18 protein-coding genes are annotated in these 16136 nt (G+C 56.0%); 14 read left to right on the forward strand and 4 right to left on the reverse strand.

Going from position 1 to position 16136, the window contains the following annotated elements; genetic code table 11:
- Positions 1–13 precede the first annotated feature (13 nt).
- The 11 genes from mutM to J4772_RS12245 all read left to right on the forward strand — a co-directional run bounded on the left by mutM (position 14) and on the right by J4772_RS12245 (position 9684).
- Complete coding sequence (mutM, locus tag J4772_RS12195) at positions 14–832, forward strand: bifunctional DNA-formamidopyrimidine glycosylase/DNA-(apurinic or apyrimidinic site) lyase (RefSeq protein WP_209075411.1); 819 nt, start codon at positions 14–16, stop codon at positions 830–832.
- Positions 833–1675: a deoxyribonuclease IV gene (locus tag J4772_RS12200; protein WP_116061100.1), complete on the forward strand. Its 843-nt coding sequence runs from the start codon at positions 833–835 to the stop codon at positions 1673–1675.
- Positions 1672–2016, forward strand: a complete 345-nt coding sequence (locus J4772_RS12205) for a cyclic-phosphate processing receiver domain-containing protein (protein ID WP_116061101.1) — start codon at positions 1672–1674, stop codon at positions 2014–2016. Before J4772_RS12200 ends, J4772_RS12205 begins: the two co-directional genes overlap by 4 nt.
- Positions 2009–2329, forward strand: a complete 321-nt coding sequence (locus tag J4772_RS12210; RefSeq protein ID WP_246016521.1) for a thioredoxin family protein — start codon at positions 2009–2011, stop codon at positions 2327–2329. Before J4772_RS12205 ends, J4772_RS12210 begins: the two co-directional genes overlap by 8 nt.
- Complete coding sequence (locus tag J4772_RS12215; protein WP_116061102.1) at positions 2326–3105, forward strand: ABC transporter ATP-binding protein; 780 nt, start codon at positions 2326–2328, stop codon at positions 3103–3105. The genes J4772_RS12210 and J4772_RS12215 overlap by 4 nt, the downstream gene beginning before the upstream one ends.
- Positions 3102–4124, forward strand: coding sequence for an SAM-dependent methyltransferase (locus J4772_RS12220; RefSeq protein ID WP_209075412.1), 1023 nt, complete (start codon positions 3102–3104; stop codon positions 4122–4124). Before J4772_RS12215 ends, J4772_RS12220 begins: the two co-directional genes overlap by 4 nt.
- Before the next feature lie 130 nt (positions 4125–4254).
- On the forward strand, positions 4255–5859 hold the full coding sequence (locus tag J4772_RS12225; protein WP_209075413.1) for a serine/threonine protein kinase: 1605 nt from the start codon (positions 4255–4257) through the stop codon (positions 5857–5859).
- Between the two features lie 79 nt (positions 5860–5938).
- Positions 5939–6640: a response regulator transcription factor gene (locus J4772_RS12230; RefSeq protein WP_371822895.1), complete on the forward strand. Its 702-nt coding sequence runs from the start codon at positions 5939–5941 to the stop codon at positions 6638–6640.
- Complete coding sequence (locus J4772_RS12235) at positions 6637–7989, forward strand: sensor histidine kinase (protein ID WP_116061105.1); 1353 nt, start codon at positions 6637–6639, stop codon at positions 7987–7989. Before J4772_RS12230 ends, J4772_RS12235 begins: the two co-directional genes overlap by 4 nt.
- A 373-nt stretch (positions 7990–8362) precedes the next feature.
- The gene (locus J4772_RS12240) at positions 8363–9010 is read left to right on the forward strand and encodes a GNAT family N-acetyltransferase (RefSeq protein WP_209077117.1); all 648 of its coding nucleotides are present in this window, start codon (positions 8363–8365) and stop codon (positions 9008–9010) included.
- A gap of 2 nt (positions 9011–9012) precedes the next feature.
- Positions 9013–9684, forward strand: a complete 672-nt coding sequence (locus J4772_RS12245) for a GNAT family N-acetyltransferase (protein ID WP_116061106.1) — start codon at positions 9013–9015, stop codon at positions 9682–9684.
- Here J4772_RS12245 and J4772_RS12250 read toward each other — a convergent pair.
- The 3 genes from J4772_RS12250 to J4772_RS12260 are packed head-to-tail and all read right to left on the reverse strand — an operon-like array spanning position 9679 to position 13363.
- The gene (locus tag J4772_RS12250; RefSeq protein WP_209075414.1) at positions 9679–10848 is read right to left on the reverse strand and encodes a Ger(x)C family spore germination protein; all 1170 of its coding nucleotides are present in this window, start codon (positions 10846–10848) and stop codon (positions 9679–9681) included. The two genes, J4772_RS12245 and J4772_RS12250, sit on opposite strands and share 6 nt — an antisense overlap.
- A gap of 14 nt (positions 10849–10862) precedes the next feature.
- Complete coding sequence (locus J4772_RS12255) at positions 10863–12290, reverse strand: spore germination protein (protein WP_209075415.1); 1428 nt, start codon at positions 12288–12290, stop codon at positions 10863–10865.
- Positions 12287–13363 (reverse strand): GerAB/ArcD/ProY family transporter, encoded by a 1077-nt coding sequence (locus tag J4772_RS12260; RefSeq protein ID WP_181917669.1) that lies wholly within the window; start codon positions 13361–13363, stop codon positions 12287–12289. The genes J4772_RS12255 and J4772_RS12260 overlap by 4 nt, the downstream gene beginning before the upstream one ends.
- 86 nt (positions 13364–13449) lie before the next feature.
- On the opposite strand from J4772_RS12260, the gene J4772_RS12265 reads away from it, so the two are divergent.
- Positions 13450–14223: an MBL fold metallo-hydrolase gene (locus tag J4772_RS12265; RefSeq protein ID WP_209075416.1), complete on the forward strand. Its 774-nt coding sequence runs from the start codon at positions 13450–13452 to the stop codon at positions 14221–14223.
- Here the strand turns inward: J4772_RS12265 and J4772_RS12270 are convergent.
- Positions 14220–14873, reverse strand: coding sequence for a thiamine diphosphokinase (locus J4772_RS12270; protein WP_116061111.1), 654 nt, complete (start codon positions 14871–14873; stop codon positions 14220–14222). The genes J4772_RS12265 and J4772_RS12270 overlap by 4 nt on opposite strands.
- Positions 14874–15030: 157 nt before the next feature.
- On the opposite strand from J4772_RS12270, the gene J4772_RS12275 reads away from it, so the two are divergent.
- Positions 15031–15663, forward strand: a complete 633-nt coding sequence (locus tag J4772_RS12275; RefSeq protein ID WP_371822850.1) for a trimeric intracellular cation channel family protein — start codon at positions 15031–15033, stop codon at positions 15661–15663.
- Positions 15660–16136, forward strand: a complete 477-nt coding sequence (locus tag J4772_RS12280; protein WP_116061112.1) for a low molecular weight protein-tyrosine-phosphatase — start codon at positions 15660–15662, stop codon at positions 16134–16136. Before J4772_RS12275 ends, J4772_RS12280 begins: the two co-directional genes overlap by 4 nt.

The following is a 16136-nucleotide window of genomic DNA, read 5'->3' on the forward strand; positions in this document are numbered from 1 at the left end:
AAGGAAGATCATCATGCCGGAGTATCCGGAAATGGAACATTACCGCACACAGCTTTCGTCGCTGCTCGGCGGCCGAAAAATCGTCAAGGCGACCGTAAATCGCGCCGAATCGGTCAACGAGCCCGTAGACGAATTCATTGCGGCGCTTGCCGGGCGCACCATTTTGTTTGTCGAACGCAGAGGCAAGCACTTGCTTTTCCATTTGGACGACGGCAACCGTTTGCTGCTTCATCTCATGCTGGGCGGATGGTTAGCCTATGGAACGGAGGGTCCTAAACCGGACAGCCATTTTCAAGTCATTTTGGCGTTCGACGACGATCATTCGCTTTATTTCGGAGGGCTGCGTCTTGGCTACCTGCACCGGATTTCGGCCAAAACGGCCCTTGAGCGCATGAAGGAGCTCGGTCCGGAGCCATTCGACCCGCGCCTGACGCTCGAAGCGTTCCGCAAGCTGGTCGGCTCCAAACGGAGCAAGCTAAAAACGGCGCTGACGGACCAGCACTTTATCGCCGGCATCGGCAACTGCTACAGCGACGAAATTTGCTTCGAAGCGAAACTTCATCCGGCGGTGGCCGCGAACAAGCTGAACGACGAGGAGGCAGAACGGCTGTATCGGGCCATGCACAAGGTACTGAACGAGGCGAAGGAGGCAGGCGGATACATGGAGCCTCCGTTGACGCCGGACGATCGGCTGACCGGCGGTTACAATGATCGCTGCCTCGTGTACGACCGTCCCGACGAGCCTTGCGACGTGTGCGGAACGCCGATTCGTCAAGAGACGCTTAGCGGGCGCAAAATGTTTTTTTGTCCGAATTGCCAGCGGGAAGCTTAAATGAGCAGGGTCGGCAGCCATGTCAGCACGCGCCGCGGCTATCGCGCGGCGGCGGAACACGCGGCGGCGATCGGGGGAGACTGTTTTCAATATTTTCCGAAAAACCCAAGAACGCTTCAGCCGAAGGCGTTCGACCGCGGCGATGCCGAGAGGTGCGCCGTCTGGTGCCGGGAACGCGGCATCTTATCGATCGGGCACGGACCTTATCCCGTTAACCCCGCCTCCGAAGGGGAGGCGTCGCGGAGTATGGCACTATGCACGCTTAACGATTTGCAGATCGCGGAGGCTTGCGGCTCAATCGGCGTTGTCGTCCATTTCGGAACTTATAAGGGCGAGGACAGGTTGCAAGGCTACCGGAATGTTATACAATGGATCAATAGCGTAACTGCGCTCTGGCATGGCAAAGCGCAAATTTTACTCGAAAATCAGGCCGGAGATCACGGTCCGATGGGCACGACGCCGGAAGAGCTGACGCAAATTCGCTCGTTGGCCCAGCATCCCGACAAAATCGGTTTTTGCCTGGATACGTGTCATCTGTACGCTAGCGGCGAATGGAAGCAGGGCAGGTGGGGAGCTTTCGCGGAGCGAGCCAGAGATTTGGGGCTTTGGGAGCATGTGCGAGCGGTTCATCTGAACGATTCTCTGCATGAATCGGGCTCGCGCAAGGATCGGCACGCGCCGATCGGGGAAGGCCGAATCGGCCAAGCGCAATTCGAGGAGTTGCTCGGCACGCCCGAGTTGCGGAACGTTCCGCTTATTATGGAGACGCCTGCGGGCACAGACGGCACGCATCGGGAGCAGGTGAAGCTGGTTAGACGATGGTCGGGGGAGGAAGAAGGATGATCAACGTTTATTTGGATGACATTCGGCCCTGTCCGCGCGGCTTTGTCGCGGCGCGTTCGGCGGAGGAGTGCCTGCTGCTGTTGACCGAATGCGAGGTCGATATTTTGTCGCTCGATTACGAGCTGGGCTTTGGCCAACCGAACGGGCTGGCGGTCGTGCATGGCCTGATTGCCGCGAACAAGTACCCTAAGCGAATTTTCGTTCATTCATCCAGCATGCTGGGACGGGCGAATATGGTGCGGGATTTGCGCGCGGCCAATCCGGCCGGAGTCGAAGTTCACGACGGGCCGATGCCGCCGTCCGTGCTTCGCGAAGCGGCTGAGGAGCGGCGGGATGCGTGACTGGGAGCCGGAGAGCTGGATGCGGGATTGGACATTCTCGCCGGCGCCCCTGGCTTTGTTCGTCCATACGCCGTTATGCGGCACCTGCCTAGCGGCGGGGCGCATGCTTACTGTGGCGACGGAGCTCGTGCCGGAGACGCCCGTTGCGCGGGCGAATTTGAACGCGATGCCCGAGATGGCCCAACTGCTCAAGATCGAGAGCGTGCCCTGCCTGATCATTAAGCGCAAGAGCGGCTCATGGAGCAAACATTATCGTTTCCCCTCGGTCGTGGAGCTGGTGGAACTGCTAAGGAAGGCGAGAGAGGACTTATGATTCATCTGCAAAATTTGACATTTCGGCGCGGGGAACGCGATATTCTCCGCGGCGTCGATCTGAAAGTTAATTCGGGCGAGCACTGGGCGATTCTCGGGCGCAACGGTTGCGGCAAATCGACGATTCTGGAAATCGTGACCGCTTATCAGTTCCCGACTTCGGGTACCGTCGACGTGCTCGGCAATCGTTATGGAACGATAGACGTGCGGGAGGTGCGCAGGCAGATCGGCTATATCAGTCCGGCTCTGATTGAGAAAATGGAGCTGGGCGATCCGCTGTGGGAGATCGTTGCGAGCGGTGCGTTCGCTTTCCTGCGCTTCTACGAGGAAGTGCCGCAGGAAGTGAAAGATAGAGCCTACGAGCAATTGAAGCGTGTCGGGCTGGGCGACTACGCCGAGCAGCCGTTTGGCACGTTATCGCAGGGGGAACGCAAGAAGGCGCTGCTCGCCCGCACGATGATGTCGTCTCCGCGTCTGCTCATTCTGGACGAGCCTTGCGCGGGTCTGGATCTGTACGAGCGCGAGAAGTTTCTGCAGTCGCTGACGGAGCTGGCCGAGAACGATGTTTCTCTTCTCTATGTCACGCATCATATCGAAGAGATTGTTCCCGTGATCACGCATGTGGCGCTGATGGCCGAAGGTTATTTCGTCTCCTCGGGCTTGAAGAAGGACGTGCTGACGCCGGAGAAGCTGAAGGAAGCCTACGATCTCCCTATCGACGTACGCTGGTCGAACGATCGTCCGTGGATCGAAGTCCGGAAGGAGAACAACGCATGATCGCGTTCGTCTGCACGGCCAATCCGAGCTTCGCTCCTTACGCGATGGAGGAATTAAGACGACGGTTTCAAGGCGCCAAGGTGTCCGGCCTCGCTCCGGGCGAGACGTTTATGTTCGCGATCGAGGAGCAGGAGCGGGAGCAGACGCTGAAGGAGCTTCGCCGCAAAGAGCCGGTGTTTCTGCGGCATCTGTTTCCGGTCGAAGCCGAGGGCGAAGCAAGCGGCGACCGGGAGGCGACAGCGGAGCTTATGAGAGCTTTCGCCGCCACACTCGGGGAACGGCTGAAGGGCGCGAAGGCGGCGATTCAAGTCCGCAAGGAGCAGAACAGTCCCTTCCCGTTCTCGTCGGCGGAAGGCCGGGATACGATCGTTCCGGTCGTGAACGGGTTTGGAGCCGAGGTCGTAGCTCGCGAGGCGGATTGGATCATTTCGATCTATGCGTCGAAGAAGAAGCTGTTCATGGGCTGCTCACGTCCTCGTGACAATTTGTCCGACTGGCCGGGCGGCGCCGTTCGTTTCCGCAAGGATGACAGCTTGATCTCGCGAGCGGCGTTTAAGCTGCTTGAGGCGGAAAAGGCGTTTAATCTGCCGCTGGACCGATTCTCCAACGCGCTTGATCTTGGGGCCGCTCCCGGAGGCTGGACGTCCGTGCTGTTGGAGCGCGGTCTTAAGGTAACGGCAGTCGATCCGGCCGAGATGGACGAGTCGCTTGTTATGAACCCGCATTTGCGCCATATTCGCCGCAATGCCGCAGAGGTGTCGTTCTCTCCGGGCTCGTTCGATTTGTTCGTTTGCGACATGAGCTGGGACCCGTATCATACTTGCCGGATCGTTTCGGAGTTGGCTCCGTCGATTAGCGCCGGAGGCTCGGGCATCATTACGCTAAAGCTTATGTACCGTAAGCCGCTGCAGACGATCGACGAGTTGACGGAGGAGTATGGCCGACTTTTCGATGTTCGTCAGGTGAAGCAGTTGTTTCACAACCGCGAAGAAGTTACAATATGGGTGAAGAGAAAATAAAATCCGCCGTCGGGAAAGCATCCCGCATCCGGCCGCAGCCACGAACGATTATTCGTTCGCAGCTGCGGAACGAGATGCGGGTTATTTGCGTTAACCGGCTACACACCCTAGAAGAGGAGAGAGGAAAAACATGGATAATTCGCAGATACATGGTCTTGAGCTGGAGCCGGGCATGCTGTTTGGCGATCGCTATCGAATTGCGATGCCGATCGGCAGGGGAGGAATGGGGCGGGTTTACTTAGCCGAAGATACGAGGCTCGGAGGGAAGATGAGGGCGCTTAAGCTGACCCGGCCGCTGCCGGAGGAACGCAGGGCTTTCCTTCCGGAGGCGCAGCTGCTGAGCGAGCTGGATCACCCGCATTTGCCGGCCATCGTCGATTATTATCCTCCTGACGCAAGCGGCGTCGCATGCATCGTAATGGAGTACATTGCCGGCGATACGCTTGCCGAGCGCTTCGAACGGTACGGGCTGCGCCTCGGGTTTCCGCTCGTGCTCGATGTTCTGATCGACCTGACAAACGTGCTAACGTATTTGCATTCGCTGGCTCCAGCCGTCGTCTTCCGCGATCTGAAGCCCGCGAACGTGCTTCTGGGTCAGAGAGATAAGGCGATTCTGGTTGACTTCGGCATCGCCCGACGCTATCGCGAGCATAAGACGAGCGACACGCTGCAGCTCGGCACTCCGGGCTTTGCCGCGCCGGAGCAGCTGCGGGGCGAACAGTCCGACGAGCGCACCGATCTGTACGGTTTAGGCGCATTAGCGTACTTCCTTCTGTCGGGCGGACGCTTCGCCATGCGCCATCGCGGCGCAATCGCCCAGGCGCTGCAGGAGGACGTTCCCGCCGATTTCTCTCTGTTGCTCGGACGGATGCTGGAAGTAGAGCAGGCGGACAGACCGCGTTCCGCGGATGAACTGCTCGAGGAGTTATCCCGGATCAAGCTGGAGCTTGTCGGCCTGGACGGCTTTTCGCCGTCAGCCGCGCAAGAGCAAGAACAGAGCCGGGCGGATACGCGAGTCATAGCGCTCGTCTCCACTTATCCGGGAGCAGGAGCAACATTCGCGTCGTTGGCATTGTCGGCGACGCTCGGTAGCCAAAGCAAGGCGCACGCGCTCGTCGAGTGTCCAGGCGGCGATGCGGAGCTGTTCGCTCTGCTGAACGGGGAGAGGCGGATGCCGAAGAGCGCCGTATTCGCTCGCGCGGACGGGAGACAGGCGACCGTCCCCGCATGGCGAGAAGGCGCTGCCGCCTATTATCCGCTTCGTCCGGAGGAGGAGCCGGCCGTTAACCGCGAGCCGGGCAAGGAGCTGGGCAAGTGGATCAGGCGACTTGGCGTTCCGCTTGTGCTGCTTGACGTTTCCAGCCGCTGGGAGCATCCCGCGACGATGGATTATGTGCTGCGCACGGCCGATCTCGTCGCGCTCGTGGCCGACTGCTATCCGGCCAAATGGTCGCCGCGCAGACAGTCGGCCTGCGCGGAGCTGTTCGGACAGGCCGAACGCCGCGGTATTCGCAGCCTATGGATCGCGAACCGGGATCAGCCGTTCGATGATCGCTCCAGTTGGCTGGCCCTGTTTCCGGAAGCCCCTGCAGCCATCTTGCCTGAGCTCCCTTCCTCCCTCATGCTGAACGCGCTGTGGAGAGGAGAAGGTTTTCCGCGGGACGAGCGGACGGGTCGAACGATGCAGCGGGCGCTGCGATCTGTGATGAGTCTTTTGTCCGAACGATCGCGTTGACAAACTGACGCCCTTCGACCTATTTTTATTCGCTTTGACAGGCGTGGTACAATAGGTTAGGAACAAATGCGAGGTGATGATGATGAATAATGAAAATATATTGATTATCGAGGATGAAGATTCGATTGCAAGAATTTTGCAACTTGAGCTGGAGCATGAAGGCTATGGCGTAGGAAGAGCGGCCGACGGGCGCAAAGGGCTGGAGATGGCCGTGTCCGGAGAATGGGATCTCGTGCTGCTCGACGTGATGCTGCCTGAACTGAACGGCATCGAGGTGCTTCGTCGGCTGCGTCAGAACGACGCTGCCGTTCCGGTCATTTTGCTGACGGCCAGGGATACGGTTCCCGATAAGGTGAGCGGCTTCGAGCATGGGGCCAACGATTATATTACGAAGCCGTTCGCGATGGAGGAACTGCTGGCAAGAGTGCGGAATCTGCTGCGAATATTCAAAGCGTCCCGCGAGGGCGATAGCGAGGACGTAATCAAAATCGGCGATTTGACGATTGAGCTGCTGACGCGCAAAGTATATCGCAAGGATCATTCGATCGATCTGACGCCGCGGGAATTCGAGCTGTTGCTGTACTTGGCCCGCAATAAAAACGAAGAGAAGACGCGGGACGAAATTTTGTCCGATGTATGGGGCTACGAATATATCGGCGATACGAACGTCGTCGACGTCTACATTCGTTATTTGCGGCAGAAGATGGACAAGGGGTATCGTCATAAGCTGCTGCACACCGTTCGCGGCGTCGGGTATATGCTGAAGGAGCCGGATGCATGACCCTTAGATCCAGATTTACCTTATTTACGGTTTTCTGGTTGATTTTTATTTTGATTTTGTACAATATTTTCGTCTACTTCTTCGTGATTCGGGTCACGACGCGAGGAGAGCTGCAGCTTCTGGCCAGCAAGGCGGATCAGGTGATCGAGTCATTGCGCAAGCGAAGTATGCAGGGGCTTGACGAACCGAAGCTGCTCAGCGATCTTTACAACTACAACGAGATGATGAGAGTCGTCGTGGGCGAACAGATTGTCAATAAAGTCGGGACGGACGAGGAACTGCTCTCGATTCCTTCGCAGTTCCAGGTATACAACTACTCGGACACGATGCAGATCAACGGACAGCGCGTGCTGTTTCTATCCAAGCCGATATTTGATCAAGGACGGATGGTCGGCACGATAGAGGCGGCCCGTCGGTTGACCGTGCTGGACAGCTATTTACAAATTCTGGTCGGCGCTCTGACCGTCACGAGTATCGGCGCGGTCGTGTTCGCCATTTTCGGCACGTATTGGTTTACGTCCCGACTTACGGGGCCGATCGGCCAGATGGTGCAGACGATGCGCGAGATCGACCGAAGCGGCAAGCTGTATCGCGTCAAGCTGAATGGGCGGGAAGAATCGATTGAGCTGCAGCAGATGGTGCGGGCGTTTAACCAGATGATCGACCGGCTGGACAGGACGATCGAGAGCCAGAAGCATTTCGTCGCGGACGCCTCACACGAGCTAAAGACGCCGCTTACGGTTATTTCCAGCTACGCGGATATGCTGAAGCGCTGGGGAAGGGATAACGTAGAAGTCCGGGACGAAGCGATCGAAGCGATTGCCAGGGAAACGGAACGTTTGCAAAATCTGATTCGTTCCATGCTTACGCTCGCCGAAGCGGAGCAGGACAATTGGCTGAACGTATCGCGTTTTGACGTCGTGGGCATCGTCCGGGAGTTGTCCGAAGTGCTCGGCACGACGTTCCATCGCAGCATTCGCGTGCATTCGGATCATCAGTTCGTGTACATGAAGGGAGATAAGGATAAGGTGCGGCAACTGCTGCTCATCCTTATCGACAACGCGCTGAAGTACAGCAAGGAGCCGATCGACGTGCGAATTCGCAATCAGAAGAGCGGCATCAAGCTGGAGGTGATCGATTACGGCATCGGCGTTCCCGAGAACGAGATCCCGAACATGTTTCAGCGCTTCTACCGGGTGGATGAAGCCCGACACCGTTCAACCGGAGGCAGCGGCCTCGGTCTGTCGATTGCCAAGAAGATTATCGACGTTCACGAGGGCAGCGTAGAGGTATACAGCAAGCCGGGCAAGGGGACAACGGTATCGATCCAACTGCCCCGCAAAGTTTAAGAGGAAGTTCAAAAAGTCCAATTTTGATCACGAAGCGGAACAGGAAGCGGATTCGACGTCGAATCTTGAACTCAGCCGGATCCTCCGGTACTCATGTAGGTTTGCCTACACTCCGTTCCTCGTCTCCTAGCTTCGTCCAACCTTCTCGGTGCTGAAAATCGGACTTTTTGAACCCTCATTTGAACGGAAGTTCAAAAAGTCCAATTTTGATCACGAAGCGGAACAGGAAGCGGATTCGACGTCGAATATTGAACTCAGCCGGATCTAAAAAGATACTATAGGAAGTAAGTAATGGGAACATAGTTTCAGCATAGTTTCGGTCCCCGTGTCCGGAACGGCTACGGGAGGTGCAGAGGTGCTAAAACTGGTGAACATGCCCGGCGAAGGCCGGATGCTGTCGCTGACCATTCGTAATTATGGAAGGGGGGACTTCGCGAATCTGATCGCATTGCAGGCGAGGTGTTTTCCTCCGCCTTTTCCGTCCGAGCTGTGGTGGAACGAAGAGCAGCTGAACGAGCACGCAACCCGTTTCCCGGAAGGAGCGCTTTGCGCGGAGGTAGACGGAACGATCGTTGGCTCGATGACGGCTTTGCGAGTTACTGTGTCCGAAGACAGGCCTCACAATTGGGCCTCGATGACGGATAACGGTTACATTCGCAATCACGAGCCGGACGGAGATACGATTTACGTCGTCGATCTGTGCGTAGATCCGCACTATCGCAAGCTGGGGCTGGGGAAATGGCTGATGCAGTCGATGTTCGAGACGGTCGTTCATCTAGGCTGTCGCCGATTGCTCGGAGGAGGACGCATACCCGGCTACAAAGTCCATTCCGCCAATATGGGACCGGAGGAGTACGTTCGAAAAGTATGCGAAGGCGAGCTGAAAGATCCGGTGATCACCTTCATGCTTCGCTGCGGCAGATTGCCGGTAGGAGTCGCCGCCGAATACTTGGAAGACGAGCAATCCTTGAATTATGCGGCTTTGATGGAATGGCGAAATCCTTTTAAGACGGAGAGATGAATATGGAATATATCCGCGTTACATCGATAGAAGATCCCAATTTTGCGCAAATGCATCGTCTAATGAGCTCGATCTTCCCGCCAGAGGAAGTGCTCGCGTTCGAATTATGGAAGGAACCGCTCGAAGATCCGGGCATTCACGTCTATGTCGCGGTTCATAACGACAGCGTTGTCGGTGCGACGGAATACCGCTATTACCCGGATATGCGCGTTGCAATGACCGATTTTACGATTATCGGCACGGCCGGGCTGGGTATCGGACGTTTTCTGTACATCGAGAGATCCCGCGATCTCGAAAGGCTGCAGAAGGAGAGCGGCACGGAATCGATCGGCATGTTCGCGGAGATTTATCGGCCGCATTCGGTTTCCTCGCTGAAGTTCGGCAACGTGCTTCCGATGCATCCGGCCGTCAGACGCGAAGTGCTGTCTCATATCGGCTATCGGAGGCTTGATCTGAATTACGTTCACCCTTCGTGGGATCACGAGGGCAAAGCGGTATCCGAGCTTGATCTCGGGTTCTGTTCGGCCGAGGCGGCGCAGCATTCGCTGCCTTCCGACTTAATCGTTCGTTTCCTCCGGCAATATTATTCGGCGCTGCCGAACAAACCGAAGGAATGGGAAGAGATGATCCGCGAGCTGGAAGGAAGGGACGAGGTCGAACTGCTTCCGCTATGACTTCGGCGATTCGGCGATTCGTCCCTTGTATTTGCCGGAATGGATGATCATAGCCTGCACGCGAACCGAACCGAGCGCGGCGGAAGCGAAGCCCTCTCCGCGCAGGTAAGACTTCCAGTCGGAATGGTGATATTTGAAGATCGGATAACCTAGGTTCAGAATGTCTGCGCCAATGTTTTTACCGGCGTCGTAAGTGGATCTTACGGTTTTCTCGACCTCTTGTTCCAGCAGCTGTCTCATTTTCGCTTCGTCGAGATTTTGCTGCATTTCATCAATGAAGGCTTTAACCTTGATGTCGAGGTTGAAGTTCAACCTTCCGTCCCGAACGGCGTAACGGACCTTAAATTTTTTCATGCGGACAACAAAGGTGATAACCGGATTTTCCTCATTTTCAATCGTAAGCGGTACCCGGAACATTTTTTCGTCCAGGTACCGTTTTCCTATTAATTGCTCTGTAGTCAACGTACCCAAGAAGTCGGTTCCCTTGAAGAAAAAGGCTCCGTCCATGATCAATAGCGAAATCGGTTTGCCGCCTTCGAGCCAACTTGAGGAATCAATCGTCAATCGCGGGATCATGGCGGTTTTGCCGCGCTCGTAAGTATCGGACAGGAAGCGGTATAAATAAACCGGCTTGATGTAAGAGAACTGTCTATACGACTCGTCGGGCTTCATCATTAACGAATCGTAAAGCGAACGATTGTAAAACGGAAACGCATTAAGCAGTCTCTCAATCGGTTCATCCGTTCCGAACAGCCACAGGTTGTAACGGATCTCCCGGTATCGGTTGATAAGATCCGTCAGATCGATGATGCCGACGTTGCGCAGCGCTCGTTTCGTGAATATGACCGTCTTGATGTGTCCCCAATATATCGGAAATTGCTCGGATTTGTACACCTTGAACATCGCGTCCGCAATCGATTTGCCTTTGCCGATCCCGACCACGTCATTCTGCTTGGCGCCGACGGGTGCGCCTTCGCGCCTAGCGATTTCGGAAAACTGCGCCGACTGGAGATAGACGACAAACTGCTCGTTCTCGTAGTCGATGCTCAGCGAGGTCAAATAGTTCATGCGGTCGATATTTTTGTAATCCCAGCATCCTGCGATCGTCATGGACGAGAGGGTAATCGTTAGCAGCGCGCAGACCTTTAGCAGCAGTTTAGGCAAGCGAAATCATTCCTTTAAGATCGCTTTTTTAAGTATCGCGGTACGTAGGTGCCCAGCTTGCGGGGGAACATGAGCAGAGCTCTGCCGATATCTTTCGGCGTGATCGGGGCAAGCGGCGCGAGGAACGATACTCCGAACGAGTTGAGGCTGGTCAAGTATACGAGCAGGATAAGAACGGACAGCATAAAGCCGTACATTCCCAAGGTTGCGCTAATAAAAACCGACGAATAACGCAATATGCTCACAGTGCCGCTTAGCGTTTGACTCACGAGCGTTGATCCGGCGACGGTCGACATTGCGGCGATGACGACCATGGAAGGGGAGATCAGCCCGGCGCGAATTGCGGCATCTCCGATAATAAGGCCGCCGACGACGGTTAGCGTCTGTCCGATCATCGAGGGAAGACGGTATCCGGCTTCCTTAAATGTTTCAAGCAGCGTCAGCACCAGAAACATCTCCATCGGCGTGCTTAGCGGAATGCCGATTCTCGTCGTCACGATGGTCGCCAGCAAGGGGAACGGAATTTGATCCTGGTGGTAGCCGGTCAGCGCGATATAGAAGCCGGGAAGAAAAATAGCGACGAGCAGGCTGAACAGACGCAGCAGCTGCCCGAACGATGCGGATAGGAAATTAAAGTGCGTATCTTCTGGCGTCTTCAGCAGCATCAACAGCGAGATTGGCGCGATCATGGCGCCGGGCACTCCGTCGATGACGATCGCGAATCGCCCACGCAGCACGCAGGAGGTGACGAAATCGGGTCTGCCGGTATAGATCGTCAGCGGAAAGAGGCTGAATGGAGTGTCCGAGATCAGCTCTTCAAGCTGCGTAGAGCTGATCAGTTCCTCGATTTGCCCCCCAAGCCGCTCCAGTCTCCCGCGAATATCGGCGAGCAGGGAAGGCGAGATTTTCTCCGAGTCGAAGATGAGGCCGACCTTGGTTGCCGTTTTTGTGCCGATGATATAAGTCTCGAACGACACGGTATGCACGGGCATATAACGTCTGAGCAAGCCGAAGTTCGTTTCTATCGATTCGACCAATCCATTCTTTGGTCCGCGGATCGATACCTCGATGTTTGTTTCCTCTGTTTGGCGCTCTGGGAATTGAGCCGCGTTAAAAGCGAAGAACATATTCAGTTGGGAAAAACCGATAATTACATTGCCCTTGAACAGCAGAGCATCCGTTGTCGAGGCGGAAAGCTCCTTAATAGGCCGCAGGCGGATCGAAGCGCGGTATTCGATATTCTCTGTCTTCTCCAGCCCGGTTTGGTGGTAAAGCTCGCGAATTTGCGGCAGCACCAGCCGATTAATCAGTTGAATGTCGCATAGCGACGGACAGAAAAACAAAGTTGCGCCAGTGCGATCCGGAAGAGGAACGAGATCGGAAATGACGTCCGCATTGTGGCGATATCGTGCCTTAAGCGTATCGAGGGCATCGGTAGTCATGATTGCGCTCCTTGTCGTTTTTTGGCGGGAATTTTGAAGAGGATTAGCAAAATCAGGCTCATGGCAAGCATCGTATAGAAGTCCGCCGGAAAATAAAAGTGAGTCAGCAAGGAGATGAAGCTGATGTCGCCGATCGGATAAAGAACGAGGCCGAGAATCGCCAGCGTCACGATCGGTAGCGCAAGCTTATGAAAATTGAAAAATTGAAAGATCAGCCATAAAGTAAAGCTTAATCGGACGAACGCTCCGCTCACCCATTGAAAGATCGACAGAAAGTCGACATGTTCGATAAAGGAGCCGATTTTGACGAGCCGCCATTGCTCAAACGCGGGATAACGCTGCAGCGAGCCTTCGACCGGTCCGAACTCCGCGATGCTGCCCAGCAAGGGGCCGAGCGTCAGGCCGGTTAGCAGAACCGCGAGCAGAAGCAGATGTCTCTTTTTGATCGATGTGGAAACATGATGTTGGACAAACAGCAGCAGCAAGAGTTCGACCAAGCCGGAGCCGGCGAACGGGATACCGCGGGAGAAAGCCGCCGCGTCGCGCTCGAATATCGGGAACAGCAAGCCATAGTCTTTGTGTGGCCAGTTGGCGATCATAACGAATTCTCCGAACACAACGATAAAGGGCAGTAGAATTCCGGCCGACAAGGCTACGGAGCGCAAACCTCGGGATGCGGTGTATGCGCACAGCAGCAAGAAGGATGCGGCCACGGCGTATTGGGGCGTAAATGGCAAATAGGAGGACGTTGTCCAAGTTGTCATGTCTTTGACCGTCACGGCGGCGGACAAAGTGAGCGCAACCGCAAACAAGCCGGCGATCGTCCGGGATACGACGGAACCAAACCGTTCCTGGAGATAAGCAAGTGCGGCTTGTCGGTTAAGCGACTTGATCATTCGGGCGATCAGCAGGAAAAAGGGGACGAGAATCAGAAACGTGGCGAGGACCGAGATCCAGGCGTCTCTACCGGAAGCGTCGAGCAGCAACGGGATGACGAGCACATGGTTGACGAGACCGATCGATTGGATAAAAATAAAGCTGATCTGCAGCAGGGAGAAGGTCGGAGTTTTCAACGGGCGGCCTCCTTCACGGGGATAAAACCTCCTTGTCATTGTTTGTCTTTCTTACCTTAAAATATACGGGAATTAGGGGATGCGGAATGGAAGTCACCTTTCTGGGAAACGGCGATTCGTTGGGAACGCCAAGAGTGTATTGCGATTGCGAGGTGTGCGAGGAAGCGAGAAGCGGCGGCTTGAACCGCCGCTATCGTTCGTCGCTTCTGGTGGAGACGGAGGGCGAACCGCCGCTGCTTCTGGACTGCGGCCCGGACTGGCGAGGGCAAATGGAGGCGATCGGCTGTCGCGGCATCTCGCAAGCGCTGATTACGCATGCCCATTTCGACCATATCGGCGGCTTGACGGAGTGGGCGGACGCTTGTCGATGGAGACAGGAGAGGGGCGCTCTATACGCGCCGCAGGATGTCATTCAGAGCATTGTCGAGCGTTTTCCATGGATCGTCGGCCAATTGTCGATGACGGCCAATGACGAAGGCATGAATTACGGAGAGTGGCGGATTACTCCATGGCGGGTGAATCACGGTAAAAACGGATTTGCCTACGCTTATCGATTCGAGAGTATGAAGGACGGAAGAGCCTGGGCGTACTGCTCGGACTCGATCCATCTGGAAGAGGAGCAAAAGTCGCCTATGCGTGGTCTGTCTCTGCTTGTCCTCGGCACAAGCTTTGTCGTGGAAAATTATCCGGTGGAGACGCGGTCGGTGTACGATATGCGCGAAGGGCTGGAGCTTGTTGCCGAGATGAAGCCCGAACGCGTTCTGTTCACGCATCTGTCCCACGACGTCGACACTCGCGCCGATTACGGGCTGCCCGCCTGCGTATCGCTTGCCGAGTCGGGACTGGTCGTAACCGTCTAGTCGCGGCTGCGTATGACGAGCAGCAATCCGCCTGACAGCTCAATCGTACCGGTATCCGCTTCGAGCACATTGCTGATGCCAAGCGACCAGCCCAACTTAAGCGTAGCGTTCAGCAACGGATAACGAAAGCCGGTCAGCGTCACTCCGGTCGCTTCCAGGGACAGCGGCAGCAGCGAGACGTAAGGGTACTTGCCGTCTGCTTCCAACTGAAGGCGATTGGCGCACAGCCGAATTTCGTTGTGCTCGTCTACAAGCGTCATCGAAGCTCCGCGTTCATGCGCCTGACGAAGCAGATGCACGTTGCCAAGCCCGTGATCGAATCGCGTGCCGAGCGCCCCGGCAGCGACGATCTGCTTGAAGCCGCGATCCAGCGCTTCGCGTAGAGCAAGCTCGGTATCGGTCCAATCTTTATCGTAGGCGTCGCAGGCAAGCACCTCCTTGGCAGCGGCGGAGATTCGCCGCATTTCGTCTTCGCTGACGGAATCGAAATCTCCAAGCGCGAGGTCGGGCTTCAGTCCGTGGCGAACAAGAAATTCCGCCCCGCGGTCGGCTCCGATCAAATAATCTCCCGGGACCGGCAAATCGGCAGCCCACGGACCGAGGCTGCCGCCGGCGAATATAATAGCGCGTTCGGAATAGGAACGGGACATATCTAAATAGCTCCTCCTGCAATCTATTGTCCAATATTATTTAATTTTAGCATAGACCGTTGCAGAACTGCAGATCTACCCGCTACAATGAGTAACGGAGCGCCTGCCGTAAGGTCGGCGGAAGTGTTGAACCGGTGTTTGCAGAGGAGAGTTAAAGTTGGAATTGGACGATGTGTTTCAAATTTTCAGCTTGATCGGAACGATCGCGTTCGCGGTCAGCGGCGCGATCGTCGCCATGGAAGAAGAGTACGACATATTGGGCGTGTTCGTGCTTGGGCTTGTTACTGCGTTCGGAGGAGGGGTGATCCGGAATTTGCTGATCGGCGTTCCGGTGACGACGCTGTGGAGTCAAGGCTTGTTTCTGAAGACTGCGGGCATTTCGATTCTGATCGTGTTCGTGCTGCCGATCGCCTGGATTCATCATTGGAAAAGAAGCGAAGCTTTCTTCGACGCGATCGGTCTGTCGGCCTTCGCGATTCAAGGGGCGCTTTATGCGGTGAAGGCGAATTTGCCGATTAGCGCCGTTATGGTCGCGGCTATGCTGACCGGGATCGGCGGGGGAATGGTGCGGGACATTATGGCCGGCAGGAAGCCGCTCGTGCTTCGCGACGAGATTTATGCCGTCTGGGCGCTTGCCGCCGGCTTGGTCATCGGCTTATCGAAACTGCAGGCCCCTTGGTTCCTGTTTATTCTGTTCCTGCTCGTCGTTGCGTTTCGAATGCTGTCCGTACATTATAAATGGAAGCTGCCGCGCCGTTCGTTGCGCGCAGCGTCGGGAGGTCCATCATGAGTTACTCCGTATTGTTTGTGTGTCTAGGAAATATTTGCCGCTCTCCGATGGCGGAGGCGGTTATGCGTCATCTGATCGAACGTGAGGGGTTAAGCGATCTTGTGACGGTCGATTCTGCCGGCACCGGCGACTGGCACATCGGCCGTCCGCCTCATGAAGGGACGCGCGGCTTGCTGGATCGCTACAGCATTTCTTATCAAGGGATGAGAGCCCGACAGCTCTCCGTTCAAGACGGCGGAGATTTTGATCTGATCGTGGCAATGGATACGCAGAACGAGAAGGATATCCGGGCGAAGCTCGGAGCTTCGCCGCGGTCGGAAATCGTCCGTTTTCTGTCCTTGCTTCCGGAGAGAGGCATGGACGACGTGCCCGATCCTTATTATACGGGCAACTTCGACGAGGTGTACGAGCTCGTCAATGAAGGCTGCGAGAGAATTTTGACGCGTATTCGCGAGAAGCTACCTCAGCGCTAA

The sequence above is a fragment of the Cohnella sp. LGH genome (genome assembly GCF_017671885.1).
Taxonomy (GTDB): domain Bacteria; phylum Bacillota; class Bacilli; order Paenibacillales; family Paenibacillaceae; genus Cohnella; species Cohnella phaseoli.